Below are 25,875 nucleotides of genomic sequence, written 5' to 3'. Positions count from 1 at the left end.
CCCCTAGAAATCGGAGAACACACCACATGACAACGACGTCAGCGACGTCGACGCGCGGTGGAGCGCGCGTCCACGTCCAGCGCTTCGGCACCTTCCTCTCGGGAATGGTCATGCCGAACATCGCGGCCTTCATCGCCTGGGGCTTCATCACGGCCCTCTTCATCCAGACCGGATGGCTCCCCCTCCTCGGCATTGACGCCACCTGGGTCCAGCAGTTCGGCGGCTGGAGCACGGATCCCGACGTCGTCAACACCGGCCTCGTCGCCCCGATGATCACCTACCTCCTCCCGCTCCTCATCGCGAACACCGGCGGCCGCATGGTCTACGGCGCCCGCGGAGGCGTGGTCGGCACCATCGCGACCATGGGCGTCATCGTCGGCGCCGGCATCCCGATGTTCATCGGCGCCATGATCATGGGCCCGCTGTCGGCGTGGCTCATGAAGAAGGTCGACTCGATCTGGGACGGCAAGATCAAGCCCGGCTTCGAGATGCTGGTCAACAACTTCTCCGCCGGAATCCTCGGCCTCCTCCTCGCGCTCCTCGCCTTCGCGGGCGTCGCGCCGCTCGTGGTCGGCCTCTCGACCGCCCTCGGCGCGGGCGTGGAGTTCCTGGTCAACGCGGGTCTGCTCCCGCTGACCTCGCTCTTCATCGAGCCGGCGAAGATCCTCTTCCTCAACAACGCCATCAACCACGGCATCCTCACGCCGCTGGGCGTGCAGCAGGCGGAGGAGGCGGGCAAGTCCTACCTCTTCCTCCTCGAGGCCAACCCCGGCCCCGGCATGGGCGTGCTCCTGGCGTTCGCGTTCTTCGGCGTCGGCGCGGCCCGCGCCTCGGCTCCCGGCGCGGCGATCATCCACTTCATCGGCGGCATCCACGAGATCTACTTCCCGTACGTGCTGATGAAGCCGGCGCTGCTCGCAGCCGTCATCCTCGGCGGTGCGACCGGTGTCGCGACGAACGTCGCGTTCAACTCCGGCCTCCGCGCCCCCGCCTCGCCCGGCTCGATCATCGCGGTGCTCCTGCAGACCGCGAACGACAGCTTCCTCGGCGTCATCCTCTCTGTGATCCTCGCGACCGCCGTGTCGTTCCTGGTGGCCTCGGTCATCATCCGGTCCGGCCGCAAGCGCGACCTGGCCGCGGAGCAGGAGGGCGACGACAAGCTCGCCGCCGCCGTCGCCGCCAACGAGGCGAACAAGGGCAAGGAGAGCGCCGTCGGCTCGCTCATCAACGCCCGCGGCGCCAACGCTCCGCAGGACTCGGCCGGCGCCTCGACCGCGGGAGCCACGGCCACCGCGACCCAGGTCCGGAACATCGTCTTCGCCTGCGACGCCGGCATGGGCTCGTCCGCGATGGGCGCCTCTGTTTTGCGGAACAAGATGAAGAAGGCGGGCTTCGAGGACGTCACGGTCACCAACAAGGCGATCGCCGCTCTCGAGGACGACGTGGACCTGGTCATCACCCAGGCCGAGCTCACGGAGCGCGCCCGCCAGCGCACCCCGGGCGCCATCCACGTCTCCGTGGACAACTTCATGAACAGCCCGAAGTACGACGAGGTCGTCTCGCTGGTCGCGGAGCAGCACGGCAAGTAGTACGCCAACCATTCGGAGGGAACCCGTAGGGTGCGACAGAGCGGACACGCTCCGCTCGCCCCTGCGGGTTCCCTCGCTGTCAGCACCTCCACGGAAGGACGCACCCCATGAGCGACGTGCTCACCATCGGACAGATCGACGCCTCCGGCACCGCCACCACGAAGGAGGCCGCCATCAAGGAGGCCGCCGACATGCTGGTCGGCGTCGGCGCGGTCACCCCCGCCTACTACGAGGCCATGCTCGCCCGCGAGGCGACCGTCTCGACCTACATGGGCAACCTGCTCGCCATCCCGCACGGCACCAACGACGCGAAGGACGAGATCCGCTCCTCCGCCCTCTCGTTCGTGCGCTACGCGCAGCCGATCGACTGGGACGGCAACGAGGTGCGCTTCGTCGTCGGCATCGCCGGCGTCGACAACGAGCACCTCGAGATCCTCTCCAAGATCGCGATCATCTTCTCGGAGGAGGACGAGGTGCAGAAGCTCCTCGACGCCCCGGACGCGCAGTCGCTCTACAGCCTGCTGGGCGAGGTCAACTCCTGATGCCCACCGCCGTCCACTTCGGCGCCGGCAACATCGGCCGCGGCTTCGTCGGCCTGATCCTGCACGGCGCCGGCTACGAGCTCGTCTTCGCCGACGTCAACTCCGAGCTGATCGGCCGCCTCGCCGCCGCCGACAGCTACGAGGTGCACGAGGTGGGGGAGGAGGCGGCCACGCACGTCGTCGACCGCTTCCGCGCGATCGACTCGGCCGCCGACGAGGAGGCGCTCGTCCGCGAGATCGCCGCCGCCGACATCGTCACCACGGCCGTCGGCCCGAACATCCTGCGCTTCGTCGCCCCCGTGATCGCGAAGGGCCTCGCCGCCCGCGACGAGTCGGCGCCGCGGCTGGCGGTCATGGCCTGCGAGAACGCGATCAACGCCACGCGCCTCCTGCAGACCGAGGTCGCCGCGAACCTCGGCGCGGACGAGTGGGAGCGCCTGCGCACCCGCGCCGTCTTCGCCGACACCGCGGTAGACCGCATCGTCCCGAACCAGGAACCGGGCCAGGGCCTGGACGTGACAGTGGAGAGCTTCTTCGAGTGGGTCGTCGACCGCACTCCGTTCGAGGGCACCGAGCCGGAGATCCCGGGCGCGACCTGGGTCGACGACCTCGAGCCCTTCATCGAGCGGAAGCTCTTCACGGTGAACACCGGCCACGCGACGGCCGCCTACACCGGCTTCGCGGCCGGAGCGCACAAGCTCTCCGACGCGCTGGCGATGCCCGAGGTGCACGACGCGGTCAAGGCCGCGCTCGAGGACACCAAGGCGCTCATCGTGGCCAAGCACGGCTTCAGCGACGAGGAGCAGCAGGCCTACCTCGAGAAGACGCTGAAGCGCTTCGCCAACCCGTACCTGACCGACACGGTCGACCGGGTGGGACGCCAGCCGCTGCGGAAGCTGTCGCGGCACGAGCGCTTCATCGGACCGGCGGCCGAGCTCGCCGAGCGCGGGCGCACGCCGGAGGGCCTGCTCGCCGCGATCGGCGCCGCGCTGCGCTTCGACGTGCCCGAGGACCCCCAGAGCGTGGAGCTCCACGAGAAGCTGGCCGCGCTCACCCCGGAGGAGTTCGTGGCGGAGGTCACCGGCCTCACGGCCGAGCATCCGCTCTTCGACCGGGTCGTGGCGGTCGTCCGCGGCTAGTCCCGTGGCCGCACGACGGTGAACGACGACGAGGTCCCCTGCTTCCCGCGGGGGACCTCGTCGTCGTCTGCGGCGGCTCGGGCGGAGCGCTAGAACAGCCGCCAGCGCGTGAGCGGCCAGGCCACGGCGAAGACGCGTCCGGTGACCCTGTCGATCGGCACGGTCTTCACGCATGTGTCGATCGGCCCGCCGGCGCCGCGGCACTCGCCGAGCGAGTCGTTGGAGTTCGACCGGTGGTCGCCCAGGACGAAGAGGGAGCCCTCGGGGACGGTGTACTCGTCGAAGCAGCGGAGGGACGCGGGGCTCGTCGTGCAGTCGAGGGTCCCGGGGGTGAAGGGGAAGTCCTCGAACACGTAGGACTCGTCCAGCGGCTTCCCGTCGACCAGCACGTGCCCCTCGGCGTCGCAGCAGGAGACGGTGTGGCCCCCCTCGGCGATCAGTCTCTTGACGAGGAACTCCTCGTGGGAGGGGCCGATGCTGGTGACGTCGCCGAAGGTCTTCACGATCTCGGAGAGGGGGCTGCCGGCCTCGTCGCTCGCGCCCCAGTCGGCGTCGCGCGAGAAGACGACGATCTGCCCCTCCTCCGGCCCGCCCTGGAGGGCGAGGGTGCGGTCGACCAGGATGCGGTCGCCGAAGAACCCTCCGCCCTGGAGGGTGTTCTCCATCGAGCCGGTCGGCACCGTGTACACCTTCACGAAGAAGGTCTGCACCAGGGCGATGACCGCGATCGCCGCCAGGATCGTCACCACCGGGTGCGAGTACCAGCTCCGCCTCGCGGTCGCGGACCTCGTCGTGCGCGCCATGTGCTCTCCCTCCGGCTCGACGGAGCCAGCCTAGGCGGCGGCGGACGCAGGGCCGGGCAGGGGGCGCGCGTCGGGCGCGGAGGCGGAGGAGGGGGCGACACGCCCGAGGTGGCGGAGCGGCCGCGATTCGCGTAGCATCGACCCTTGGTGTTTTGCGCGTGCTCCGGCATGCCCGCGAACCCCGATCCGGGCTCTCGCCCGGTGGTGGCTCGTCGCGGAAACATTCGCACGACCAGTACACACACTACTTCCGAACGACAGTGAGGCTATGGCCAAAAAAGACGGTGTCATCGAAATCGAAGGTGCGGTTGTCGAGGCGCTCCCCAACGCGATGTTCCGCGTGGAGCTGACCAACGGACACAAAGTTCTCGCCCATATCTCGGGCAAGATGCGTCAGCACTACATCCGGATCCTCCCCGAGGACCGGGTGATCGTGGAGCTGAGCCCCTACGACCTGACCCGCGGCCGGATCGTCTACCGCTACAAGTAGACGTTCGCTCCGCTGACGTTCGCGACGTGCGTGTCCTGTAAGGAACGGCCCCGGCATCCGCCGGGAGCACGACGCCAGCGAAAACAAGGACAAGAACAATGAAGGTCAACCCCAGCGTCAAGCGCATCTGCGACCACTGCAAGATCATCCGCCGCCACGGCAACGTGATGGTCATCTGCAGCAGCAACCCCCGCCACAAGCAGCGCCAGGGCTAGTCCCGCTGCTTCCGCGAGGGAGCGCAGGGGCGGCGTGCCGCCCCACTGCACAACTGAACACACCCGCAGCACCAGAAATCGCGCAGCACCCCGGCGACCCCGGGGTGGACGGCGAGGACACCTTCGGTCGGAGGCCGAGGCACCGGTGCTGCTTCACACCTCCACTCACTCACAGGAGAAGCCACAATGGCACGTCTGGCAGGAGTAGACATCCCGCGCGAGAAGCGCGTGGAGGTCGCACTGACCTACATCTACGGTGTCGGCCGCACTCGCGCGCTCAAGACCCTGAGCGACACCGGGATCGACGGCAACATCCGCGTCAAGGACCTCAGCGACGACCAGCTCGTCTCGCTCCGCGACTACATCGAGGGCAACTACAAGGTGGAGGGCGACCTCCGCCGCGAGGTCGCCGCCGACATCCGCCGCAAGGTCGAGATCGGCTCGTACGAGGGCCTCCGCCACCGTCGCGGCCTCCCGGTCCGTGGACAGCGCACCAAGACGAACGCGCGCACCCGCAAGGGACCCAAGCGCACCGTCGCCGGCAAGAAGAAGGCCGGCCGCAAGTAACGCGGGCGACACGGACCTAGAGGAGATACAGAATTGGCTACCCCCAAGTCGGCCGCGCGCAAGCCGCGCCGCAAGGAGAAGAAGAACATCGCTGTGGGCCAGGCCCACATCAAGTCGACGTTCAACAACACCATCGTCTCGATCACCGACCCCTCCGGGGCCGTCATCAGCTGGGCCTCGTCCGGTGGAGTCGGCTTCAAGGGCTCGCGCAAGTCGACGCCGTTCGCCGCCCAGCTCGCCGCCGAGTCGGCCGCGCGCCAGGCTCAGGAGCACGGCATGAAGAAGGTGGACGTCTTCGTGAAGGGCCCCGGCTCGGGTCGTGAGACCGCGATCCGCTCGCTCCAGGCCGCAGGCCTCGAGGTCGGCTCGATCAACGACGTCACCCCGCAGGCGCACAACGGCTGCCGCCCGCCCAAGCGTCGTCGCGTCTAAGCAGCACTCGCAGCCGTCGGCCGGCCGCACGAACCGCCTCCGGGCGGGGAGTGCGGCCGGCCGGCGGATCGCGCATTTCTTTCACAACTCCACACCTCGCAAACGCACGTGTCATATAGCGGACACGTGATCGAAAGGAATCATCAGTGCTTATCGCACAGCGTCCGACGCTCACCGAGGAGAACATCTCGGAGTTCCGTTCCCGCTTCGTCATCGAGCCCCTCGAGCCCGGCTTCGGCTACACGCTCGGCAACTCGCTGCGTCGCACCCTGCTGTCCTCCATCCCCGGCGCCGCTGTCACCAGCATCCGGATCGACGGAGTCCTGCACGAGTTCACGACCGTCCCGGGCGTCCGCGAGGACGTCACCGAGATCATCCTGAACATCAAGGGACTCGTCGTCTCCTCCGAGCACGACGAGCCGATCACCGCCTACCTGCGCAAGCAGGGAGCCGGCCAGGTCACCGCCGCGGACATCTCGGCTCCGGCCGGTGTCGAGATCCACAACCCGGAGCTCGTCATCGCCACGCTGAACGACAAGGCGAAGTTCGAGCTCGAGCTCACGATCGAGCGCGGCCGCGGCTACGTCTCGGCGACTCAGAACCGCAGCGAGTTCTCCGAGGCCGGCCAGATCCCGGTCGACTCGATCTACTCGCCCGTGCTGAAGGTCACCTACCGCGTCGAGGCCACCCGTGCCGGCGAGCGCACCGACTTCGACCGCCTGGTCGTGGACGTGGAGACGAAGGCCGCGATCTCGCCGCGCGACGCCATCGCCTCCGCCGGACGCACGCTGACCGAGCTGTTCGGTCTCGCCCGCGAGCTGAACAACGCGGCCGAGGGCATCGAGATCGGCCCCGCGCCGGTCGACGCGGTCCTCTCGACCGAGCTGTCCATGCCCATCGAGGACCTCGACCTCTCGGTGCGCAGCTACAACTGCCTCAAGCGCGAGGGCATCAACAACGTCAATGAGCTCGTCGCCCTCTCGGAGACGCAGCTCATGAACATCCGCAACTTCGGTCAGAAGTCGGTGGATGAGGTCAAGGAGAAGCTGACGGAGCTCGGCCTGTCGCTCAAGGACTCGGTCCCCGGGTTCGACGGCGCCCACTTCTACAGCTACGACGACGAGAGCATCTAGGTCCTCCGCTCCGGAGCCCCGGCTCCTCGCGTCCGACCTGCTGACACCCCTTTAGTACTGGAGTAAACCCATGCCCAAGCCCACCAAGGGCCCCCGCCTCGGAGGCGGACCCGCACACGAGCGCCTGCTGCTGGCGAACCTGGCCGCGGCCCTGTTCACGCACAAGAGCATCAAGACGACCGAGACCAAGGCCAAGCGCCTTCGTCCGCTCGCCGAGCGCCTGGTGACCTTCGCCAAGCGCGGCGACCTGCACGCCCGCCGTCGCGTCCTCGCGACGATCGGCGACAAGTCGGTCGTCCACGAGCTCTTCACCGAGATCGCTCCGCTCGTCGCCGAGCGCGAGGGCGGCTACACCCGCATCACCAAGATCGGCCCCCGCAAGGGAGACAACGCGCCCATGGCCGTGATCGAGCTCGTCCTCGAGCCCGTCACGCCCAAGGCGAAGAAGTCGCGCACCGCCACGGCGCCCGTGTCCGCTCCGGTGGACGAGGCCCCCGCCGAGGAGACGACTGCCGAGGAGACCCCCGTCGAGGAGGCGCCCGTGCAGGACGCTCCCGTCGAGGACGCCGCACAGGACGCTCCTGTCGAGGAGACCGGCGCGACCAAGTAGTCACGCCCCCTCTGCCGAGAGCCCTCCGTCCCCTCCGGGGCGGGGGGCTCTCGTCGTTCCACGGGGCCGAGTGGCGCGAATCGTCGCTTACGATGGCACGGCTGCGCTCGTCGGGTGCGGCCGCGTCACGACCGGCGCCCGGGGTCCGTCCCGACGATCCTCGGAGGACTCCTGTGCGACTGCGCTCCTCGGCCGCTGCGGCGCTCCTCGCCCTGGCACTCGCGGGCGGAGTGAGCGGCTGCGCCTCCGGCGAGGTGATCGACGTGCCGGAGTCGGCGGGTCTCGCGAGCACGACCCCCGTGCCGTCGGCCGCACCGACCGTGCCCTCCGTGCCCTCTGTGCCGTCGAGCGAGGGTGTGGACTGCGCGACCGCTCTCCCCGCCTCCCTCGTCGAGCAGGAGGCCGGCCTGACGGCGGGCACCGTGTCGATCACCGCCGCGGGAGACACGTGCTCCTACGCCGTCGACGGCGGCGACCCGGTCGTCGTGCTGACGCTGCACCGCGGGCCCCTCGTCGAGACCTTCACCGGTGCGGGCGAGGCGCTCGGCGCCGTGCCGGTCTCGCTGGGCACGGCCGCCTACTGGGTGCAGGGCATCGCCTCCGCCCCCTCCGAGCTGGCCGTGCTCGCAGGCGGCTGGGAGGCGCGGATCGTCTCCTCGGTCGGCGAGCAGTCGACGCTGGTCGGCTGGGCGGTCTCGGCCCTGGCAACCGTCGACGTCCCGCTCGCGGTCGCCTGAGCCGCGACCACGGCGCGCTCTAGACTCGTCTGATGCTCCACCGCGTCCGCCTCGACCTGGCCTACGACGGCTCGCACTTCTCCGGCTGGGCCAAGCAGCCCGGCCTCCGCACCGTGCAGGGGGTGCTCGAGGAGTCGCTCGCCCTGGTGCTGCGCTCCGAGCAGCACCCGACCGTGACGGTCGCCGGGCGCACCGACGTCGGCGTGCACGCCAGCGCCCAGGTCGCCCACGTCGACCTCACCCCCGAGCAGTGGGGCCGCATCAGCAGCGGCAGGCGCCGACCGGGGGAGGAGCCGTTCCCGCCCGCGTCGATCCTGGAGCGGCGGCTCCGCGGGATCCTCGGGCAGTACACCGACGTCTCGGTGCACCGGGTGACGGAGGCGCCGGAGGGGTTCGACGCGCGGTTCTCGGCGCGCTGGCGGCGGTACGAGTACCGGCTGGCCGACGCCTCCTCGATGCGCCACCCGCTCGACCGCACGTACACCACCTGGATCACCGACTCCCTCGACCTCGACGCGATGACGGCCGCGGCCCGCTCGCTCCTGGGCCTTCACGACTACGCGTCGTTCTGCCGTGCCCGCGCAGGGGCCACCACCATCCGGAGCCTGCTCGACTTCACCTGGGAGCGCGACGCCGACGGAGTCCTGCACGCCCACCTGCGCGCGGACGCCTTCTGCCACAGCATGGTGCGGGCCCTCGTGGGGGCGTGCGTGGCGGTCGGCGCCGGGAAGCTCGAGGCGGGGGCGGTCCCGCTGCTCCGGGACGCCGCCCGACGGACCAACGCGTTCGCGGTGATGCCGGCCCGCGGCCTCATCCTCCGCGAGGTCGACTACCCCGAGGACGACGCACTCGCCGAGCGGGCCCTGCTCACCCGGGCGAAGCGCACCGTGCGGACCGAGGAGCCGGACCCGGAGGACTCGGAGTGAGGCGAGGGCGCGCGACCGCGCCCCGCGACCCGTGGCGGCTCGGGTCGCACCTCCCGCCGCCGGAGCCCCTGCCGCCACGATCCGTGCTTGGCCGCACGGGGGCTTTGCTGTAATGTCGACCCTTGGTGTTTTCGGCCGTGTGCCGAGCGCCCGAAGTTGAGCCCTCCACCGGATCGGTTCGGCCCCCTCGCGGGTCGAACGGCCACGGAGCGGGATCCACGAACACCTCACTCCGACCAGAAAGCAGCACTCACGTGACTCGCACTTTTTCTCCGAAGCCGGCTGACGTCCAGCACGACTGGATCGTCATCGACGCGTCCGACGTCGTGCTCGGCCGTCTCGCCACCCACGCCGCGGCGCTCCTGCGCGGCAAGCACAAGGCCACCTTCGCGCCGCACATGGACATGGGCGACTTCGTCATCATCGTCAACGCGGAGAAGGTCGCCCTCACCGGCCAGAAGCTCCTCCAGAAGAAGGCCTACCGCCACTCCGGCTACCCGGGCGGCCTCTCGGCCACCACGTACGCCGAGCTCCTCGAGAAGAACCCGGTCCGCGCCGTCGAGAAGGCCATCCGCGGCATGCTCCCCAAGAACTCCCTCGGCCGCGCCCAGCTGCGCAAGCTGAAGGTCTACACGGGATCCGAGCACCCCCACGCGGCCCAGCAGCCGCAGGCGTACGCCTTCACCCAGGTCGCCCAGTAGGCTCCGGCCCTCCCCGACACCCCAGACTTCGAAGACAAAGGATCACCTACACCGTGGCGAAGATCGCAGACCAGATCGACGTGGCTCCCGAGAGCTACTCCACCGAAAGCCCGGCCACCGAGGCGTCCACGACGCCCCGCGCCGTCCTCAACGTCTCCGGCGCAGCCGTGGGCCGACGCAAGCAGGCCATCGCCCGCGTGCGCCTCGTCCCCGGCAACGGCGGCATGACCGTCAACGCCCGCGAGTTCGCGGAGTACTTCCCCAACAAGCTGCACCAGCAGCTGATCACCGACCCCTTCAAGGTGCTCGACCTGATCGGCTCCTACGACGTGGTCGCCAAGATCACCGGCGGCGGCCCCTCCGGCCAGGCCGGCGCGCTGCGCCTCGCCATCGCCCGTGCGCTCAACGAGATCGACCGCGAGAACAACCGCGCGATCCTGAAGAAGGCGGGCTTCCTGACCCGCGACGCCCGCGTCATCGAGCGCAAGAAGGCCGGTCTCAAGAAGGCCCGCAAGGCGTCCCAGTTCTCGAAGCGCTAGTCGACGCGGCCTGACGGCCGCACGACCAGCAGCTCGAGAAGGGACTGCGCACCATGCCGCGCCTGTTCGGAACAGACGGCGTCCGTGGCCTCGCTAATCGCGAGGTCACGGCCGACCTGGCTCTCGGCCTTGCCCAGGCGGCCGCCCGTGTACTCGGAGCGGCCGCCCGGGCCGAGGGCCGTCGGCCCGTCGCCGTGCTCGCCCGCGACCCCCGCATCTCCGGTCAGTTCATCGGAGCCGCGGTCGCGGCGGGTCTCGCGAGCGCTGGAGTCGACGTACTCGACGCCGGCGTCATCCCGACGCCCGCCACCGCCTACCTCATCGCCGACGAGAACGCCGACTTCGGCGTGATGATCTCGGCCTCGCACAACCCCGCAGCCGACAACGGCATCAAGTTCTTCGCCGCAGGCGGACGCAAACTCCCGGACGAGCTCGAGAACCGCATCGAAGCGGCCCTCGGAGTCCCCCCGCTCACGCCGACCGGAGCCGACGTCGGCCGCATCACCCGCTTCTCCGACGCGGAGGACCGCTACGTCCTCCACCTGCTCGGATCCCTCGAGGGCACCCGTCTCGACGGCCTGCACGTGGTCATCGACTGCGCGCACGGCGCCGCCGCCGGCATCTCGCCCCAGGTGTTCACCGACGCCGGAGCGACCGTCACCGTCATCGGCAACGACCCCGACGGCCTCAACATCAACGACGGAGTGGGCTCCACCCACCTCGACAACGTCGCCGACGCCGTCCGCGCGGCCGGCGCCGACATCGGCATCGCCCACGACGGCGACGCCGACCGCTGCCTCGCGGTGGACGCCCAGGGCCGCATCGTCGACGGCGACCAGATCATGGCGATCCTCGCGACCGCCATGGCCCGCCGCGGCGCCCTCCGCGACGACGTCCTCGTGGCCACCGTCATGAGCAACCTCGGCCTCAAGCTCGCCATGCGCGACGCCGGCATCCGCGTCATCGAGACCGCGGTCGGCGACCGCTACGTCCTCGAGGCGATGAACGACGGCGGCTACTCGCTCGGCGGGGAGCAGTCCGGCCACGTCATCATGAGCCGCTACGCCACCACCGGCGACGGCGTGCTCACCGGCCTCCAGCTCGCGGCCGAGATGGCCCGGACCGGACGCACGATCGCCGACCTGGCCGCCGTCATGTCCGTCTTCCCGCAGACCCTCCTCAACGTGCGCGGCGTCGATCGCGAGGGCGTCCGCGACGACGAGGTCATCGCCTCCGCCGTCGCCGACGCCACCGCCGAGCTCGGCAGCGACGGCCGCGTGCTCCTGCGCCCCTCCGGCACCGAGCCGATGGTGCGCGTCATGGTCGAGGCGAAGACGCAGGAGACGGCCGACCGCCTCGCCGAATCGCTCGCCGCGGTCGTGCTCGAGCGGCTGCGTTCTTAAGGAGCCGCTCCCTGCGCGGCTCCTCGCGGTCGGCTTGGGGAGGTGGTCGCGATGGGTGGAGCGGGGTGCGTTCGCCGCGGGTGAATCGCTTGGCACGCGATTCCCACGACGGCTCGTGGGTTGGGCCGCTCCCTGCGCGGCTCCTCGCGGTCGGCTTGGGGAGGTGGTCGCGATGGGTGGAGCGGGGTGCGTTCGCCGCGGGTGAATCGCTTGGCACGCGGCTGTGTTCGTTGAGGGGCCGCTCCCTGCGCGGCTCCTCGCGGTCGGCTTCGCGAGGTGGTTGCGATGGGTGGAGCGGGGCGCGTTCGCCGCGGGTGAATCGCTTGGCACGCGATTCCCACGACGGCTGTGTTCGTTGAGGGGCCGCTCCCTGCGCGGCCCCTCGCGGTCGGCTTGTCGAGGTGGTTGCGCGGGTGGAGCGGGTCGCGATCGCCGCGCGTGAATCGCTTGGCACGCGATTCCCGCCGACGGCGGTGTTGGTTGCGGGGCCGCTCCCTGCGCGGCCCCTCGCGGTCGGCTTGTGGAGGTGGTCGCGCTGGGTGGAGCGGGTCGCGTTCGCCGCGCGTGAATCGCTTGGCACGCGATTCACGCTGACGGCTCGTGGGTGGTGGCGAGCCTGCGCCGATCGTGCGGTGAAGGGGTTCGAGGTCGGTGGCTGCGCGGTGCGCGCGGCGGCGAACAGCGACCGGGGGCGCGGTCAGATCTTGCGGAGGAGGACCGAGGAGACGGTGTGGTCGGCCTGCTTGCGGAGGACCAGGCTCGCGCGGGAGCGGGTGGGGCGCACGTTCTGCAGCAGGTTCGGCTCGTTGATCGCGGCCCAGATGCTCCGCGCGCGCTCACGGGCCTCGTCCGGACTGAGCGCCGCGTAGCGGTGGAAGTAGGAGTTCGGATTCGCGAACGCGCCCTGCTGCAGGGTGAGGAAGCGCTCCTCGTACCAGCGCGCGATGTCGCTGGTCCGGGCGTCGACGTAGACGGTGAAGTCGAACAGGTCGCTCACCGCCAGGCCGTGACCGGGCACCGGCGGCTGCAGCACGTTCAGGCCCTCGACGATCAGCACGTCCGGCCGCCGCACGACGATCTCGGCGTCGGGGACGATGTCGTAGGAGAGGTGCGAGTAGAACGGCGCGCGCACCTCCGCGGCCCCGCCCTTCACCTCCGAGACGAAGCGCAGCAGCGCCCGCCGGTCGTACGACTCGGGGAAGCCCTTGCGGCTCATCAGACCGCGGCGCTCCAGCTCGCGGTTGGGCAGCAGGAAGCCGTCGGTGGTCACCAGCTCGACGCGGGGCGTGTCCTCCCAGCGGGCGAGCAGCTCCCGAAGCAGGCGCGCGATCGTCGACTTGCCCACCGCGACCGACCCCGCGACGCCGATCACGAACGGAGTCGGCTGCGCGCGCTCCCCGAGGAACGTGCTCGTCGCGCGGTGCAGGTGCCGCGCGCCACCGGCGTACAGGCTCAGCAGGCGCGAGAGCGGCAGGTAGACCTCCGCGACCTCGGTGAGGCTCAGCCGGTCGCCCAGCCCCCGCAGCTGCACGACCTCGGTCTCCGACAGCGGCAGCTCCGTGGTGCGGGCGAGCTCGGCCCAGTCGGAGCGGACGATCTCGACGAAGGGGGAGGGGTGCGCGTCGCGCGCGGGATCGCGAGGAGACGACGGCATGGGGACCGATCCTAGCGTCCGCCCCGCCGGGTGCCCGACGCCGCGGGAGGCGCCTCCGCGCCGCTTAGAATCGAGCGCATGTGTGGAATCGTTGGATACGTCGGTGAGCGCGACAGCCTGGCCGTGCTGCTCGGGGGCCTGAAGCGTCTGGAGTACCGCGGCTACGACTCGGCCGGCGTGGCCGTGATCGACGCCGACGGGCAGCTCGACAGCCGCAAGCGCTCGGGCAAGCTCAGCGTCCTGGTCGACGACCTCGAGGCGCACCCGCTGGCCGAGGGCACCACGGGCATCGGCCACACCCGCTGGGCGACGCACGGCGGCCCGACCGACCGCAACGCCCACCCCCACCTCGCGGACGAGGGCAGGCTCGCCGTCATCCACAACGGCATCATCGAGAACTTCCAGCCGCTCAAGGAGCAGCTGCTCGCCGAGGGCGCCGTCTTCGAGAGCGAGACCGACACCGAGGTCGCCGCGCACCTGATCGCCCGCGAGTACCGCCGCACCGGCGACCTCGTGCTCGCCTTCCAGGCCGTCGTCGCGCACCTCGAGGGCGCGTTCACTTTGCTCGCCCTGCACCAGGACCAGCCCGGCGTGGTCGTCGGCGCGCGCCGCAACTCGCCGCTCGTGATCGGCCTGGGCGACGGGGAGAACTTCCTCGGCTCCGACGTCGCGGCGTTCGTCGAGTTCACCCGCCGCGCGGTCGCCATCGGCCAGGACCAGATCGTCACGATCACCCCGGAGCTCGTCACGGTGACCGACTTCTTCGGCAACCTCGTCGAGACCGAGCCGTTCGAGATCGCCTGGGACGCGTCGGCGTCCGAGAAGGGCGGCTGGTCGAGCTTCATGGCCAAGGAGATCACCGAGGGCCCCGAGGCCGTCGCCAACACGCTCCGCGGCCGCATCCACGAGGGCGCGATCACGCTGCCCGAGCTCGACGCGCTCGGTCCGGTGCTGACGGAGATCGACCGCATCACGATCATCGCCTGCGGCACGGCCGCCTACTCGGGCATGGTCGCCAAGTACGCGATCGAGAAGTGGGCGCGCGTCCCCGTCGAGGTCGAGCTCAGCCACGAGTTCCGCTACCGCGACCCGGTGCTCACCCCGCGCACCCTCGTCGTCTCGATCAGCCAGTCCGGCGAGACGATGGACACGCTGATGGCGGTCAAGTACGCCCGCGAGCACGGCGCCAAGACGCTCTCGGTCTGCAACACCCAGGGCGCGACGATCCCGCGCGAGTCGGACGCCGTGCTCTACACGCACGCGGGACCGGAGGTGGCGGTCGCCTCGACCAAGGCCTTCGTCGCCCAGATCGCGGCGCTCTACCTCTTCGGGCTGCACCTGGCCGCGGTGCGCGGTGCCGCCTCCACCGAGCTCGTCGCCTCGCAGGCGGCTCAGCTCGCCGCGATCCCGGAGAAGCTCTCCCGCGTGCTCGACGCCTCCGACGACATCGCCCAGCTGGCCGGCTGGATGGCCGACACCCGTGCGGTGCTGTTCCTCGGCCGCCACGTCGGCTACCCGGTGGCGCTCGAGGGCGCGCTGAAGCTCAAGGAGCTCGCCTACATCCATGCCGAGGGCTTCGCGGCGGGCGAGCTCAAGCACGGCCCGATCGCACTGATCGAGCCTGGCCAGGTCGTCTTCGTGATCGTGCCGAGCCCGAGCGAGTCGTACGAGCTGCAGCGCAAGGTGATCTCGAACATCCAGGAGATCAAGGCCCGCGGCGCCCGCGTCATCGCGATCGCGGAGCAGGGCGATACGGCCGCGATCCAGATCGCCGACGAGGTCGTGCCGATCCCGCTCGCCGACCCGCTGTTCGAGCCGCTGCTCGCCGTCACCCCGCTGCAGATGTTCGCGATGGAGCTCGCCGCCGCCAAGGGCCTCGACGTCGACCAGCCGCGCAATCTCGCCAAGTCGGTCACGGTCGAGTGATCGAGCCGTGATCGTGGGGATCGGGGTGGACGTCGTGGACCTCGCGCGCTTCGAGCGCTCGCTGTCGCGCACGCCCCGGCTCCGCGACCGCCTGTTCGCCGAGAGCGAACGCTCGCTCCCGGTCGCCTCGCTGGCGGGCCGCTTCGCCGCCAAGGAGGCGCTGATCAAGGCGCTCGGCGACTCCGTGGGCGCCCGCTGGCTCGACATGGTCGTCGAGCGGGACAAGCACGGGAATCCGTCCTTCGCGCTGCACGGCCCGGCCCGGGCGGCCGCGGAGGCGCGGGGGATCACGCGCGTGCACCTCTCGATGACGCACGACGCGGGCGTGGCCTGCGCGTTCGTGGTGGCCGAGTCGTGAGCGTCCCCGCGTCGTACCGCGAGGCGGTGATCGACGTCGACGCGATGGCGGCGAACGCCGCGCGTCTGCGCGAGCTCACCGGTGCCCGACGGCTCATGGCCGTCGTCAAGGCCAACGGCTACGGGCACGGCGCCCTGGCCGCGGCGCAGGCGGCGCTCGACGGCGGCGCGGACGCCCTCGGCACCGCGGAGCTGCGGGAGGCCGTGGCCCTGCGCGAGGCAGGCGTCGTCGCTCCGATCCTCTGCTGGCTGCACGACCCCGGCGAGGACTTCGACGCGGCGCTCGAGCACTCGATCGACGTCGCCGTCTCCTCCGTCGACCAGCTCGACACGCTCGCGCAGTCGGCGGAGGACCGCGGCGTGCGCGCGGCCGTGCAGCTCAAGGTCGACACCGGCCTCAGCCGCAACGGCGCCGCGGAGGAGGAGTGGCCGCACCTGGCGGAGGCGCTCGCCCGTCACAGCGCTCGCGGCACCGTCCACCTCACCGGGCTCTTCTCGCACCTGTCCAACACCTCGCGCGAGGACGACCTCGCCCAGCTCGCGCTCCTCCGCCGCGCCGAGGCCGTGCTGGCCGCGCACGGGGTGCAGGCGCCGGTCCTGCACCTCGCGGCGACGGCGGCGGCGCTGCGCCTCCCGGAAGCACGCCTCGACATGGTGCGCAGCGGCATCGCCCTCTACGGACTCTCGCCGTTCGAGGACGAGACCTCGCTCCAGCTCGGGCTCGTCCCGGCGATGACGCTCCAGGGCCGCGTCGCCGGCGTCCGCCGGGTGCCCCACGGGACCGGCGTGAGCTACGACTACACCTGGCGGGCCGAGGGCGGGACGACCCTCGCACTCGTGCCGTTCGGCTACGCGGACGGCATCCCGCGGAGCGCCTCCGGCGTCGCGGAGGTCTCGATCGGCGGCCGCCGCCATCGGATCGCCGGGCGGGTCGCGATGGACCAGTTCGTCGTCGACGTGGGGGACGCGAGCGTCGCGACGGGCGACCCGGTGACCCTCTGGGGCGACCCGACGACCGGCGTCCCCTCGGTCGACGAGTGGGCGCGGTGGTGCGGCACCATCAACTACGAGCTGGTCACCCGGCTCGGGCCGCGCGTCCAGCGGCGGCTGCTGAGCGCGGCGGACGGCCGTGCCTGAGCGCTCCTGGTTCGCGGACCGCGTCGTCGAGGTCGCCGATCCGGAGGCCATGGCGGAGCTCGGCCGCGAGCTCGGCCGAGTGCTGCGCGCCGGCGATCTGCTGGTGCTGACGGGGCCGCTCGGCGCGGGCAAGACGACCTTCACGCGCGGGCTCGGCGAGGGCCTCGACGTGCGGGGTCCCGTGACGAGCCCCACCTTCGTGATCGCGCGGACGCACCCGCCGCTGCACGACGGGCCGCCGCTCGTGCACGTCGACGCCTACCGCGTGGGCTCGCCGGTCGAGCTCGACGACCTCGACCTCGATCCGGCGCGCTCGGTGGTCGTCGTGGAGTGGGGGGCCGGGATGCTGGACGGCGTCGCGGAGTCCTGGCTCGACGTGGTCATCGAGCGGCCGACCGCCGACTCCGACGCCGAGGAGGGCGAGGAGCCGATCGAGCCGCGCACCGTCCGCTTCCGCGGCACCGGCTGGAGCTGAGCCCGCGGGTACCCTGGACGCGTGCTCCTCGCGATCGACACCTCCTCCGGAACCTCCGTCGCCGTCGTCGACTCCGCGGGCGCCGTGCGCTCGGAGCGCACCGAGACCGACACCATGCGCCACGCGGAGGTGGTCGGCCGGCTGATCCAGGAGGCGCTCGAGGCGGCCGACGTGGCTCCCGGGGGCATCGAGGCGGTCGCCGTGGGCATGGGCCCCGGCCCCTTCACCGGCCTCCGGGTCGGGATCGCCGCCGCCCGGGCCTTCGCGCTCGGCCGCGGCGTCCCCACCCTCCCCGTGGTCTCGCACGACGCGATCGCGCTCGCCGCGCTGCGGCACGGGCGCGCCGCCGGCTTCCTCGTCGTCACCGACGCCCGCCGCCGCGAGCTGTACTGGAGCGCCTACGACGGGCTCGACGACCAGGGACTCCCCGTCCGCCTCGCCGGCCCGGGCCTGGACAAGCCGCCGGCCCTCCCGCATCCGGAGCTCCCGCGCCTGGAGGCCGAGTCGGTCTCCGCCGGCGAGCTCGGAGTCGTGGCCGCCCGCCTGCGCGCGGCCGGCCGGCCCGGTGCCGCGGACGAGCCCCTCTACCTCCGCTCGCCCGACGTCACGCTGTCGGCCGGCCCCAAGCGGGTGACCGCATGAGCGAGGCCGTGCTCCGCGACGCGCAGGCGGACGACCTCGACGCCGTCATGGCGATCGAGGAGTCCGAGTTCGCCGGCGACGCCTGGTCGCGGGGGATGATGGCGGAGGAGATCCGGAGCCGTCACACCCGGTACCTGGTCGCCGAGCAGGACGGCGAGGTGGTCGGCTACGCCGGGCTCCTCTGCCCCGTCGGCGCTCACGAGGGCGACGTGCAGACGATCGCGGTCGTCGCCCGGGTCCGCCGCACCGGCCTCGGCCGCCGACTGCTGCGCGCGCTCCTCGAGGCGGCCCGCGAGCGAGGTGCCCGCGAGGTCTTCCTCGAGGTCCGCGCCGACAACCCCGCCGCGCAGACCCTCTACCGCTCGGAGGGCTTCGAGGAGATCGGCGTCCGCCCCGCCTACTACCAGCCCGACGGAGTGGACGCGATCGTGATGCGCCTGCCGCCGACCCCGACCCAGGAGACCCCGTGAGCACCGGACCCCTCGTCCTCGGCATCGAGACCAGCTGCGACGAGACGGGGATCGGCATCGTCCGCGGCACGACGCTGCTCTCGAACACCATAGCCTCCTCGATGGAGGAGCACGCCCGCTACGGCGGCGTCGTGCCCGAGGTGGCCGCCCGGGCGCACCTGGAGGCGCTCGAGCCCGCCCTGCACGCGGCGCTCTCCGAGGCCGGTGTCGCGCTCGGCGACCTGGACGCGATCGCGGTCACCAGCGGACCGGGGCTCTCGGGCGCCCTCATGGTCGGCGTCGGAGCGGCGAAGGCGCTCGCCGTCTCGCTCGGCCTGCCGCTCTACGCCGTGAACCACCTCGTCGGACATGTGGGAGCCGACGTCCTCCGTTCAGACGGCAGCGAGGGCAGCCCCGTCGAGGTGCCGACGATCGCGCTGCTGGTCTCGGGCGGGCACACTTCGCTCCTGCACGTGCGCGATCTGGTGTCGGACGTCGAGCTGCTCGGCGAGACCATCGACGACGCCGCCGGCGAGGCCTTCGACAAGGTGGCGCGAGTCCTGGGCCTGCCCTATCCGGGCGGACCGCAGATCGACCGGGTGGCGGCGGACGGGGACCCGAAGGCGATCCGCTTCCCCCGCGGGCTCAGCCTGCCGAAGGACCTCGAGCGCCACCGCTACGACTTCTCGTTCTCGGGGCTGAAGACCGCGGTCGCCCGCTGGGTCGAGAAGCGCCAGGACGCGGGGGAGGAGGTGCCCGTGGCCGACGTCGCGGCGAGCTTCCGCGAGGCGGTCGCCGACGTCCTGCTCACGAAGGCGCTCGCCGCCTGCCGCGACCGGGGCGTGCCGCGCCTCCTGCTCGGCGGCGGCGTGGTCGCCAACGCCCGGGTGCGCGCGCTGGCGGAGGAGCGGTGCGCGGCCGCGGGAGTGACCCTGCGGATCCCGGCGCTCTCGCTCTGCACCGACAACGGCGCGATGATCGCCGCACTGGCGGCGCAGCTGATCGAGGCGGGGCATCCGCCGTCGGGGCTCGGATTCGGGGCCGACTCGACCCTCCCGGTCACCGAGATCCAGGTCCGCTGAGGCCTCTACCGGGCGGCAGCCGGGGCGCGCAAGCGCCGTCCAGCTTTTTGACAGGCGGATCGTGCCACTGCCACTCTTGGCCGCATCCGCTCGTTCCTGACCCTGGGGGATTCCATGACCACTCCGTACACGCCCGCGTCCGACCGCTACAACATCCTGGCGATCATCGGCTTCATCGCCTCGTTCTTCGTCTCCATCGTGGGCATCGTGCTGGGCTTCATCGCCCTGTCGCAGATCAAGCGCACGGGGGAGAAGGGCCGCGGCCTCGCCCTCGCCGCCGTCATCATCGGCTTCGTCGCGATCATCATCACCATCATCTCGTTCGTCGCGCTCTTCTCGATCGCGGCGACCATGCCCACGACCGGGTACTGATCGACACGCCTCCGAGGCTCGGGGGCGCCCGCACCACCAGGAGGACACCGTGACCGACGACACCGCGCCCGGACCGCAGACCGGACCGGCGCCCGCGCCGTTCGCCCCTCCGCTCGGCGAGCCGTCGGCGGCCTACCCGCCGCCGACGGCCGCCGCCGATCCCTACCCCGGTCTCCCGCCCCGCCGCCCGCCGATGAACCCGCTCGCGGTCGCGGCTCTGGTGTGCGGACTGCTGGGGCTGGCGCCCGCCGCCATCGTCCTCGGCCACATCGGCTTCGCCCAGGCCCGACGCTCCGGACAGCGCGGCCGCGGTCTCGCGGTCGCCGGCTTCGTGCTGGGCTACCTCGCGATCGTCCTCGCTGTGATCGCCTACCTCGCCTGGACGGCCTTCGTGGGCGACCTGCGCGACGGCGGGTACCTGCCCGCGTGAGCGGACGGAACCCCTCCGCCGCCGCCCGGGTGCTGTCGGCTCCGGCCGTCGTGCTCGGCTTCCTCGGACGCCGGCGCGAGCCGGCCGCGCGCGGCTTCGCGCTGACCGCGATCATCACCGGGTTCGCCGGCATCGCCGTCTCGCTGATCTACCTGGCGGTCTTCCTCGTCTTCGTCGTGGTCGCCCTCGCCGCCGGCACCTCCGGCTACTGAGCCGGCGCGGGCCGCTCGACGCGCTCCGCGAGCAGCGCGCGGTGGCGCCCGGCGATCCGCGTCAGGATCAGCACCGCGCTGCCGGTGCCGGAGAGGCTCAGCCGCTTGCGGAAGCGGGCGGGATCGACGTCCACCCCGCGCTTCTTGATCTCGAGCACGCCGATGCCGCGGGTGCGCAGCTCCTTCGCCAGCGTGCGCTCGTCCAGCGGCAGCTCGGCGAGGACCCGGAAGCTGCGGAGGAAGGGCGAGGCGGCCGCATGGTCGCCGGTCAGGTAGGCGATGCCGGGCGAGAGCATCCGCGAGTCGCTGGAGCGCGCGAGCTCGCCCAGGAGGCGCGCGCGGATCGCGGAGCCGTCCGGCTCGTGCACGAACGCGCCGAGGGGGCCGACCTCCTCGTCCTCGCTGTCGCCCGCCGCGGTGAGCTCGGAGGAGCCGGCCGCGCCGAGCAGCAGAGCGGAGCGGCGCACGCCCGGGCGCGCCAGAGAACCGAACCAGAGCCCGGTCTCGACCAGCTCCCCGTCGACCGAGACCCACTGCGCCTCGGCGTCCCGCGGCAGGCGCTCGCGGTCGAAGCCGGGACCCACCTTCACGCCCACGGGACGGTGCTCGGCCAGGCCGAACGCGAAGTCGAGGGAGGGGGAGTAGTCGTCCGGATCGTCGAGCCGGCGGGTCTCGCGGTGGCCGGCCGTGCGGCGTGCCGGGTCCAGGTAGACGGCGTCGAAGCCGTCGAGGTCGAAGCCCTCGGCCGTCGAGTGCACGGCGCTCGCCGCGGGGAACGGGGCGAGGTTGAAGCTGGCCAGGGTCGCGGTGACCTCGTCGGCCTCGACGGCGGTGACCGCCAGGTCGATCGCGGCCATCGCGAGGGCGTCGCCGCCGATCCCGCTGCCGAGGTCGGCGACGCGCGCCGCTCCCGCCGCGGCGAACCGGCCGGCGTGCAGGGCGGCGACGCGCAGCCGCGTCGCCTGCTCGAGTCCCGCGTCCGTGAAGAGCATCGAGCGGGCGAACTCGCCGAACTTCGCCTCCGCCTTCTGCCGGAGCCTCGCCTGGGTGAGCACCGCGGCGACGAGGACGGGGGAGTGGCCGGCGGCCCGGAGGCTTGCCACAGCCCGCACCAGGTCGTCGGACCGGTAGCCGTCGAGGGAGTCGAGGAGCCGGAGGCCCTCGGGGGAGAGGAGCTCGACCAGCTCGTCGCGTCGCATCCGGCCATGGTAGGCCACGGCCTCCCGGCGGGTCCGCCGCCCCGCTTGGCACTCTGATTGCACGAGTGCCAGCGGAGCCCCTACGATGGATCTAGCACTCTCGGAGCGTGTGTGCCAGAACCGCGTTCCGCCCACATCGTCGTCAAGAAAGAGGTCAACCGTGTCGGTGTCCATCAAGCCGCTCGAAGATCGCATCGTCATCAAGCAGGTCGAGGCGGAGCAGGTGACCGCTTCCGGTCTCGTCATCCCCGATACCGCCAAGGAGAAGCCGCAGGAGGGCGAGGTCGTCGCCGTCGGACCCGGTCGCATCGACGACAACGGCAACCGCGTGCCGCTCGACGTCGCCGTCGGCGACAAGGTGATCTACTCCAAGTACGGCGGAACCGAGGTCAAGTTCGGTGGCGAGGACCTGCTGGTCCTCTCCGCTCGCGACGTCCTCGCGGTCGTCGTCCGCTAGGCAGCATCCCTCGGAAGGGCCCGTCGACCTCGGTCGGCGGGCCCTTCCGTCGTTCCCGGTCCTCCTCGCGGCCAGTGGCCTGATCCGCCCGCTACGGGGCCGTCTCCCCACCCCGCGGCTGCGTAGCATCGGGGGAGTGACCAGCTCCCGCACCCCTGCCGAGTCCGTCTCGCCGTCCCCTTCGGACGTGCCCGTCGGCGAAGGAGTGGAGGCGCTCGGAGCGGCGGGACGCCCGGGCGGGATGTCCGGCACGGGGCTGCTGTTCGCGTTCTCGGCCTACCTGCTCTGGGGTGCGATGCCCCTCTACTTCATCGCGATGGCGCCGGCCTCGCCGTTCGAGATCGTCGCGTTCCGAGTGCTCTTCTCGCTCGTCTTCTGCGTGATCCTGCTCACGGTCCTCCGCGGCTGGCGCTCCTTCGGCGCGCTGCTGCGCCGCCCCCGCCTGCTCGGCATGATGGCGATCGCGGGCGTGCTCATCTACGTCAACTGGCAGGTCTACGTGATCGCCACGACCACGGGCCACGTCATCGAGGCGGCCCTGGGCTACTTCATGAACCCGCTGGTCACGGTGCTGCTGGGCGTCCTGGTGCTGCGCGAGCGCCTCCGGCCACTGCAGTGGGCCGCGATGGGCGTCAGCGCGGTCGCGGTGCTGGTCATCGCGGTGGGCTACGGATCCTTCCCGTGGATCTCGCTCGCCCTCGCCTTCTCGTTCGGCCTCTACGGCCTGGTGAAGAGCCGCGTCGGCGGCACGGTGGACGCGGTCGGCGGACTGACGCTCGAGACGCTCTGGCTGACGCCGCTCGCCGTCGTGCAGCTGGCGGTCGTCGGCTCCACGGTGGGGCTGACCCTGACGACGGAGGGGACGGGGCACGCCCTCATCCTCGCCTCGGCCGGCATCGTCACGGCCGTCCCGCTGCTCCTGTTCGCGGGCGCCGCGCGCCGGCTCCCGCTGTCGATCGTCGGCTTCGTGCAGTACCTGACGCCGTTCCTGCAGTTCCTCGTCGGGGCCTTCGTCCTGCACGAGGAGATGCCGCTCGAGCGCTGGATCGGCTTCGCGCTGGTGTGGGCCGCCCTGGCGATCTTCTCAGGCGACCTCGTCGCCGCGGAGCGCAGACGGCGCCGATCCTCCGTCTGATCTGCGGAACGCGTCGTCCTGGCGCGGCGCGACAGCGGAATGGTAACGATCCGGTCGCGAAACGTATTGGTAACACCCCTGTATTGTTCACGGCTGCTTCGGAGGTTAGGTTGGCCGAGCGGTTGCCACCGGCGCCGCTCCCACTGACACACACCTCTCAAGGAGCAACATGGGCGTTTACGCGAAGGCCGGCTCGGCCCGCGCGCGGTCCCTCCGGGCAACCCTCGGCGGCGTCGCCATTCTGGGCGCCAGCGCTCTCGTCCTCGCCGGCTGCGCCGGCGGCGGCGACAGCGGATCGAGCGGCGACAGCGGCTCGGGCGACCTGTCCCTCAAGATCGGCACGATCCTCCCGCAGACCGGCACCCTCGCCGTCCTCGGCCCGCCCGAGATCGCGGGCGTCGACCAGGCGGTCGTCGACATCAACGACGCCAAGGCCGGCATCACGATCGACGTGGAGCAGAAGGACTCGGGCGACACCACGACCGACATCGCGACGCAGTCGGCCACGTCCCTCATCGCCGACAACGTCTCCGCCATCATCGGCGCGGCGTCCTCGGGCGTCTCGAAGACCTTCATCGACCAGGTGACCCAGGCGGGCGTCGTCCAGATCTCGCCGGCCAACACCTCGCCGGACTTCACGACCTACGACGACGACGGCTACTACTGGCGCACCGCTCCCTCGGACGTGCTCCAGGGCCGCATCCTCGGCAACAAGATCCTCGGCGACGGCAAGACCAACGTCTCGATCCTGTACATGAACGACGCGTACGGCACCGGCCTCGAGAAGAACATCAAGGAGACCCTCGAGGCGGGCGGAGCATCCGTCGCGGCCGAGGAGATCTTCGAGCCGGCCTCGACCGACTTCAACTCGGCGCTGACCTCGGTCCTCGCCCCGAACCCCGACGCGCTGGTCGTCATCTCGTTCGACGAGATCAAGACCATCGCGGAGCAGCTCTCGGCCAAGGGCTTCGACTTCTCGAAGCTCTACGGCACGGACGGCAACTACGGCGTCATCGGCGAGTCCGACACCAACGTCGACATCGCCGGCGCGCAGTTCACCAACCCGGGCGTCCAGGCGTCCGAGGACTTCCAGGGCAAGCTGCAGTCGCTCGTCGAGTCGCAGGGCAACGACGCGCTGACCGTGTTCAGCTATGCGCCGGAGTCGTACGACGCCACGGTCCTGACCGCTCTCGCCGCGCTCCAGGGCAAGGCGACGGACGGTGCGACCATCCGCGACAACCTCATGTCGGTCTCGGAGGGCGGCACCAAGTGCACGACCTTCGCCGACTGCGCGAAGCTCATCGCCGACGGCGAGGACGTCGACTACGACGGCCTCTCCGGCCCGATCTCGTTCGACGAGAACGGCGACACCAGCGAGGCCTCGGTCTCGATCTACAAGTACGGCACGGGCAACACCACCTCCTTCGAGGAGACCGTCGAGGGTTCGCTGAACTGACGACGCGGTGACGCGGCTCCTGCCGCATCCCTGAGGGGCTCGGTCTTCGGACCGGGCCCCTTCGCCGTTCCCGGAGGGCAGAGGCGGAGACGCGCCGGTCGCGCGGACGCAGCGAGGCGCGGCGGTCGTCCGCGCGGGCGTCCGCTGTCGGGTGCGGGCGGACGGCTGCGCGGCGTCCAGGGCCTGGCGTCGCGTCGAGGAGACACCCGGGAGGAGGAGCGGCTCGGACGGCCTGTGAACGCCTCCGAGCGCCTCTCCCGGCCTCGAGGGGCGCCCTGCCGGACCGCGGGCGGGAGCGACGACGTCGAGCGGGAACGCAGAAGCGCGCGCCCTCCCGAGGGAGGACGCGCGCTCGTGGAGTGCGGAGGACCTAGGAGGCGCGGAGCAGCTCCGCCTCCTGCGCCAGGCGGTACGTGACGAAGGAACGGCTGTAGTTGCGGCGCTTGCCGCCGGTGGTCTCGGCGATGACGACCTGGGCGTAGACGCCGACGACGCGCCAGCGCTCGTAGTCGCCGATCGCACCGGTGCCGAAGCCGGCTCCGAGTTCCACAGGGGCGGGGGTGTAGCTCTTCATGGTCGGCTCCTTCGAGGCGGACGACGCGGCGCTCGAGGCGCTGCGGGGAGGGGAGGAGATCGGCGACCGATCGCGGTCCCTACCGGGGGAGAGGGGAGCGGGACGTCCCCCTGCAGGGCTGTCCCGTGTCCCCAAAACTACGGCAGGCAGGGCGATATCCTGTCCCCCTCGTGGGGGTCGCTGGTGCGGAGAGACTCTCGCTGTCCTGCCCTCGTCCCGCGGACAGGAGACCGAGTGTCCAGACCGTCGTTCCGCCGACTTGCCGGGGGTTCGGCGGGCATCGCGGAGAGACCGGTGAAGGCGTGTCCGCGCCGGGAGAGCGGCTCCCTCGCCTCCCTTCTCCGGTACCCCGTGCCGGCGCATCTCCGGGCACCGAGCCGCCTGCCTTCCCGCCCTGCTCGGAGTGGTCTCCGAGCCGCCCGGCGCCCTGGGCGAGCGGCCCCGCCTCCGCCCCGGAGCCGCCCCGGCCCCTCGGCCCCGCTCGCGCACGAT

31 protein-coding genes are annotated in these 25,875 nt (G+C 71.5%); 27 read left to right on the top strand and 4 right to left on the bottom strand.

The features are described from left to right. Window positions 1-26: 26 nt before the first annotated feature. The 3 genes from C5C69_RS15800 to C5C69_RS15790 all read left to right on the top strand — a co-directional run bounded on the left by C5C69_RS15800 (window position 27) and on the right by C5C69_RS15790 (window position 3,270). Window positions 27-1,589: a PTS mannitol transporter subunit IICB gene (locus tag C5C69_RS15800; protein WP_104224995.1), complete on the top strand. Its 1,563-nt coding sequence runs from the start codon at window positions 27-29 to the stop codon at window positions 1,587-1,589. Window positions 1,590-1,696: 107 nt separating this feature from the next. Then, window positions 1,697-2,131 (top strand): PTS sugar transporter subunit IIA, encoded by a 435-nt coding sequence (locus C5C69_RS15795; RefSeq protein WP_104224996.1) that lies wholly within the window; start codon window positions 1,697-1,699, stop codon window positions 2,129-2,131. Further along, window positions 2,131-3,270: a mannitol-1-phosphate 5-dehydrogenase gene (locus tag C5C69_RS15790; protein WP_104234150.1), complete on the top strand. Its 1,140-nt coding sequence runs from the start codon at window positions 2,131-2,133 to the stop codon at window positions 3,268-3,270. Before C5C69_RS15795 ends, C5C69_RS15790 begins: the two co-directional genes overlap by 1 nt. An 89-nt stretch (window positions 3,271-3,359) precedes the next feature. Here C5C69_RS15790 and lepB read toward each other — a convergent pair whose 3' ends face one another. After that, window positions 3,360-4,073 carry a signal peptidase I gene (gene lepB, locus C5C69_RS15785; RefSeq protein ID WP_104224998.1) on the bottom strand — a complete coding sequence of 238 codons (714 nt, stop codon included), beginning with the start codon at window positions 4,071-4,073 and terminating at the stop codon, window positions 3,360-3,362. A gap of 268 nt (window positions 4,074-4,341) precedes the next feature. On the opposite strand from lepB, the gene infA reads away from it, so the two are divergent. The 11 genes from infA (at window position 4,342) to glmM (ending at window position 11,826) form a co-directional block, all read left to right on the top strand. Next, window positions 4,342-4,563 (top strand): translation initiation factor IF-1, encoded by a 222-nt coding sequence (infA, locus tag C5C69_RS15780; protein ID WP_022883252.1) that lies wholly within the window; start codon window positions 4,342-4,344, stop codon window positions 4,561-4,563. Window positions 4,564-4,661: 98 nt separating this feature from the next. Further along, the gene (gene rpmJ, locus C5C69_RS15775; protein WP_055787164.1) at window positions 4,662-4,778 is read left to right on the top strand and encodes a 50S ribosomal protein L36; all 117 of its coding nucleotides are present in this window, start codon (window positions 4,662-4,664) and stop codon (window positions 4,776-4,778) included. Between the two features lie 186 nt (window positions 4,779-4,964). Next, window positions 4,965-5,345, top strand: coding sequence for a 30S ribosomal protein S13 (gene rpsM, locus C5C69_RS15770; protein ID WP_068251511.1), 381 nt, complete (start codon window positions 4,965-4,967; stop codon window positions 5,343-5,345). 33 nt (window positions 5,346-5,378) lie between these two features. Next, complete coding sequence (gene rpsK / locus C5C69_RS15765; RefSeq protein WP_055787170.1) at window positions 5,379-5,777, top strand: 30S ribosomal protein S11; 399 nt, start codon at window positions 5,379-5,381, stop codon at window positions 5,775-5,777. A 146-nt stretch (window positions 5,778-5,923) separates the two neighbouring features. Beyond that, window positions 5,924-6,910 carry a DNA-directed RNA polymerase subunit alpha gene (locus C5C69_RS15760; protein ID WP_104224999.1) on the top strand — a complete coding sequence of 329 codons (987 nt, stop codon included), beginning with the start codon at window positions 5,924-5,926 and terminating at the stop codon, window positions 6,908-6,910. 70 nt (window positions 6,911-6,980) lie between these two features. Then, window positions 6,981-7,520, top strand: a complete 540-nt coding sequence (gene rplQ, locus C5C69_RS15755) for a 50S ribosomal protein L17 (RefSeq protein ID WP_104225000.1) — start codon at window positions 6,981-6,983, stop codon at window positions 7,518-7,520. Window positions 7,521-7,693: 173 nt separating this feature from the next. Beyond that, complete coding sequence (locus C5C69_RS15750; protein ID WP_104234151.1) at window positions 7,694-8,257, top strand: hypothetical protein; 564 nt, start codon at window positions 7,694-7,696, stop codon at window positions 8,255-8,257. Between the two features lie 32 nt (window positions 8,258-8,289). Then, the gene (locus C5C69_RS15745) at window positions 8,290-9,183 is read left to right on the top strand and encodes a tRNA pseudouridine(38-40) synthase TruA (RefSeq protein WP_104234152.1); all 894 of its coding nucleotides are present in this window, start codon (window positions 8,290-8,292) and stop codon (window positions 9,181-9,183) included. Window positions 9,184-9,437: 254 nt separating this feature from the next. Then, window positions 9,438-9,884: a 50S ribosomal protein L13 gene (rplM, locus tag C5C69_RS15740; protein WP_104225003.1), complete on the top strand. Its 447-nt coding sequence runs from the start codon at window positions 9,438-9,440 to the stop codon at window positions 9,882-9,884. Between the two features lie 53 nt (window positions 9,885-9,937). After that, entirely contained in the window at window positions 9,938-10,423 is a 486-nt protein-coding gene (gene rpsI / locus C5C69_RS15735) for a 30S ribosomal protein S9 (RefSeq protein WP_104225004.1), read from the top strand. Window positions 10,424-10,476: 53 nt separating this feature from the next. After that, entirely contained in the window at window positions 10,477-11,826 is a 1,350-nt protein-coding gene (glmM, locus tag C5C69_RS15730; protein ID WP_104227412.1) for a phosphoglucosamine mutase, read from the top strand. A gap of 697 nt (window positions 11,827-12,523) precedes the next feature. Here the strand turns inward: glmM and coaA are convergent. Continuing rightward, on the bottom strand, window positions 12,524-13,480 hold the full coding sequence (coaA, locus tag C5C69_RS15725; RefSeq protein WP_104234153.1) for a type I pantothenate kinase: 957 nt from the start codon (window positions 13,478-13,480) through the stop codon (window positions 12,524-12,526). Between the two features lie 78 nt (window positions 13,481-13,558). Between coaA and glmS the strand changes: the two genes are divergently transcribed. The 10 genes from glmS to C5C69_RS15675 all read left to right on the top strand — a co-directional run bounded on the left by glmS (window position 13,559) and on the right by C5C69_RS15675 (window position 20,562). After that, entirely contained in the window at window positions 13,559-15,406 is a 1,848-nt protein-coding gene (glmS, locus tag C5C69_RS15720) for a glutamine--fructose-6-phosphate transaminase (isomerizing) (RefSeq protein ID WP_104234154.1), read from the top strand. Between the two features lie 7 nt (window positions 15,407-15,413). Next, window positions 15,414-15,764, top strand: coding sequence for a holo-ACP synthase (locus tag C5C69_RS15715; RefSeq protein ID WP_104234155.1), 351 nt, complete (start codon window positions 15,414-15,416; stop codon window positions 15,762-15,764). Beyond that, the gene (gene alr, locus C5C69_RS15710; protein WP_104225010.1) at window positions 15,761-16,900 is read left to right on the top strand and encodes an alanine racemase; all 1,140 of its coding nucleotides are present in this window, start codon (window positions 15,761-15,763) and stop codon (window positions 16,898-16,900) included. Before C5C69_RS15715 ends, alr begins: the two co-directional genes overlap by 4 nt. A 49-nt stretch (window positions 16,901-16,949) precedes the next feature. Then, window positions 16,950-17,375 carry a tRNA (adenosine(37)-N6)-threonylcarbamoyltransferase complex ATPase subunit type 1 TsaE gene (gene tsaE, locus C5C69_RS15705; protein WP_104234182.1) on the top strand — a complete coding sequence of 142 codons (426 nt, stop codon included), beginning with the start codon at window positions 16,950-16,952 and terminating at the stop codon, window positions 17,373-17,375. 21 nt (window positions 17,376-17,396) lie between these two features. Next, a complete protein-coding gene (gene tsaB, locus C5C69_RS15700) occupies window positions 17,397-18,017 on the top strand; it encodes a tRNA (adenosine(37)-N6)-threonylcarbamoyltransferase complex dimerization subunit type 1 TsaB (protein ID WP_104225011.1) in 621 nt (206 codons plus the stop codon). Beyond that, window positions 18,014-18,487, top strand: a complete 474-nt coding sequence (gene rimI, locus C5C69_RS15695; protein ID WP_104234156.1) for a ribosomal protein S18-alanine N-acetyltransferase — start codon at window positions 18,014-18,016, stop codon at window positions 18,485-18,487. Before tsaB ends, rimI begins: the two co-directional genes overlap by 4 nt. Continuing rightward, on the top strand, window positions 18,484-19,548 hold the full coding sequence (tsaD, locus tag C5C69_RS15690) for a tRNA (adenosine(37)-N6)-threonylcarbamoyltransferase complex transferase subunit TsaD (protein WP_104234157.1): 1,065 nt from the start codon (window positions 18,484-18,486) through the stop codon (window positions 19,546-19,548). The genes rimI and tsaD overlap by 4 nt, the downstream gene beginning before the upstream one ends. Window positions 19,549-19,662: 114 nt before the next feature. Further along, complete coding sequence (locus C5C69_RS15685; protein WP_104234158.1) at window positions 19,663-19,920, top strand: DUF4190 domain-containing protein; 258 nt, start codon at window positions 19,663-19,665, stop codon at window positions 19,918-19,920. 49 nt (window positions 19,921-19,969) lie between these two features. Continuing rightward, window positions 19,970-20,350 carry a DUF4190 domain-containing protein gene (locus tag C5C69_RS15680; protein WP_104234159.1) on the top strand — a complete coding sequence of 127 codons (381 nt, stop codon included), beginning with the start codon at window positions 19,970-19,972 and terminating at the stop codon, window positions 20,348-20,350. Further along, on the top strand, window positions 20,347-20,562 hold the full coding sequence (locus C5C69_RS15675; RefSeq protein ID WP_104258273.1) for a hypothetical protein: 216 nt from the start codon (window positions 20,347-20,349) through the stop codon (window positions 20,560-20,562). The genes C5C69_RS15680 and C5C69_RS15675 overlap by 4 nt, the downstream gene beginning before the upstream one ends. Here the strand turns inward: C5C69_RS15675 and C5C69_RS15670 are convergent. After that, entirely contained in the window at window positions 20,556-21,761 is a 1,206-nt protein-coding gene (locus C5C69_RS15670; protein WP_104234161.1) for an SAM-dependent methyltransferase, read from the bottom strand. The two genes, C5C69_RS15675 and C5C69_RS15670, sit on opposite strands and share 7 nt — an antisense overlap. A gap of 160 nt (window positions 21,762-21,921) precedes the next feature. On the opposite strand from C5C69_RS15670, the gene groES reads away from it, so the two are divergent. The 3 genes from groES (at window position 21,922) to C5C69_RS15655 (ending at window position 24,809) form a co-directional block, all read left to right on the top strand. Further along, complete coding sequence (gene groES / locus C5C69_RS15665; protein ID WP_097167691.1) at window positions 21,922-22,218, top strand: co-chaperone GroES; 297 nt, start codon at window positions 21,922-21,924, stop codon at window positions 22,216-22,218. A gap of 241 nt (window positions 22,219-22,459) precedes the next feature. Then, complete coding sequence (rarD, locus tag C5C69_RS15660) at window positions 22,460-23,353, top strand: EamA family transporter RarD (RefSeq protein ID WP_104234162.1); 894 nt, start codon at window positions 22,460-22,462, stop codon at window positions 23,351-23,353. Window positions 23,354-23,522: 169 nt separating this feature from the next. Continuing rightward, a complete protein-coding gene (locus C5C69_RS15655) occupies window positions 23,523-24,809 on the top strand; it encodes an ABC transporter substrate-binding protein (protein ID WP_104234163.1) in 1,287 nt (428 codons plus the stop codon). A 370-nt stretch (window positions 24,810-25,179) separates the two neighbouring features. Here C5C69_RS15655 and C5C69_RS15650 read toward each other — a convergent pair whose 3' ends face one another. Next, window positions 25,180-25,383, bottom strand: coding sequence for a hypothetical protein (locus C5C69_RS15650; RefSeq protein WP_104234164.1), 204 nt, complete (start codon window positions 25,381-25,383; stop codon window positions 25,180-25,182). Window positions 25,384-25,875 lie beyond the last annotated feature (492 nt).

Source organism: Rathayibacter sp. AY1C7, from assembly GCF_002931865.1.
In the GTDB taxonomy this organism is placed as follows: Bacteria; Actinomycetota; Actinomycetes; order Actinomycetales; family Microbacteriaceae; genus Rathayibacter.
This window is presented reverse-complemented; position numbering and strand designations above follow the sequence as displayed.

What these genes read in the sequence shown, in the direction of transcription:
- C5C69_RS15800 (WP_104224995.1), top strand. Translation starts at nt 27, where the DNA reads ATGACAACGACGTCAGCGACGTCGACGCGCGGTGGAGCGCGCGTCCAC.
- C5C69_RS15795 (WP_104224996.1), top strand. Translation starts at nt 1,697, where the DNA reads ATGAGCGACGTGCTCACCATCGGACAGATCGACGCCTCCGGCACCGCC.
- C5C69_RS15790 (WP_104234150.1), top strand. Translation starts at nt 2,131, where the DNA reads ATGCCCACCGCCGTCCACTTCGGCGCCGGCAACATCGGCCGCGGCTTC.
- lepB (WP_104224998.1), bottom strand. Translation starts at nt 4,073, where the DNA reads ATGGCGCGCACGACGAGGTCCGCGACCGCGAGGCGGAGCTGGTACTCG.
- infA (WP_022883252.1), top strand. Translation starts at nt 4,342, where the DNA reads ATGGCCAAAAAAGACGGTGTCATCGAAATCGAAGGTGCGGTTGTCGAG.
- rpmJ (WP_055787164.1), top strand. Translation starts at nt 4,662, where the DNA reads ATGAAGGTCAACCCCAGCGTCAAGCGCATCTGCGACCACTGCAAGATC.
- rpsM (WP_068251511.1), top strand. Translation starts at nt 4,965, where the DNA reads ATGGCACGTCTGGCAGGAGTAGACATCCCGCGCGAGAAGCGCGTGGAG.
- rplQ (WP_104225000.1), top strand. Translation starts at nt 6,981, where the DNA reads ATGCCCAAGCCCACCAAGGGCCCCCGCCTCGGAGGCGGACCCGCACAC.
- C5C69_RS15745 (WP_104234152.1), top strand. Translation starts at nt 8,290, where the DNA reads ATGCTCCACCGCGTCCGCCTCGACCTGGCCTACGACGGCTCGCACTTC.
- glmM (WP_104227412.1), top strand. Translation starts at nt 10,477, where the DNA reads ATGCCGCGCCTGTTCGGAACAGACGGCGTCCGTGGCCTCGCTAATCGC.
- coaA (WP_104234153.1), bottom strand. Translation starts at nt 13,480, where the DNA reads ATGCCGTCGTCTCCTCGCGATCCCGCGCGCGACGCGCACCCCTCCCCC.
- glmS (WP_104234154.1), top strand. Translation starts at nt 13,559, where the DNA reads ATGTGTGGAATCGTTGGATACGTCGGTGAGCGCGACAGCCTGGCCGTG.
- tsaE (WP_104234182.1), top strand. Translation starts at nt 16,950, where the DNA reads ATGGCGGAGCTCGGCCGCGAGCTCGGCCGAGTGCTGCGCGCCGGCGAT.
- rimI (WP_104234156.1), top strand. Translation starts at nt 18,014, where the DNA reads ATGAGCGAGGCCGTGCTCCGCGACGCGCAGGCGGACGACCTCGACGCC.
- C5C69_RS15685 (WP_104234158.1), top strand. Translation starts at nt 19,663, where the DNA reads ATGACCACTCCGTACACGCCCGCGTCCGACCGCTACAACATCCTGGCG.
- C5C69_RS15670 (WP_104234161.1), bottom strand. Translation starts at nt 21,761, where the DNA reads ATGCGACGCGACGAGCTGGTCGAGCTCCTCTCCCCCGAGGGCCTCCGG.
- rarD (WP_104234162.1), top strand. Translation starts at nt 22,460, where the DNA reads ATGTCCGGCACGGGGCTGCTGTTCGCGTTCTCGGCCTACCTGCTCTGG.
- C5C69_RS15655 (WP_104234163.1), top strand. Translation starts at nt 23,523, where the DNA reads ATGGGCGTTTACGCGAAGGCCGGCTCGGCCCGCGCGCGGTCCCTCCGG.
- C5C69_RS15650 (WP_104234164.1), bottom strand. Translation starts at nt 25,383, where the DNA reads ATGAAGAGCTACACCCCCGCCCCTGTGGAACTCGGAGCCGGCTTCGGC.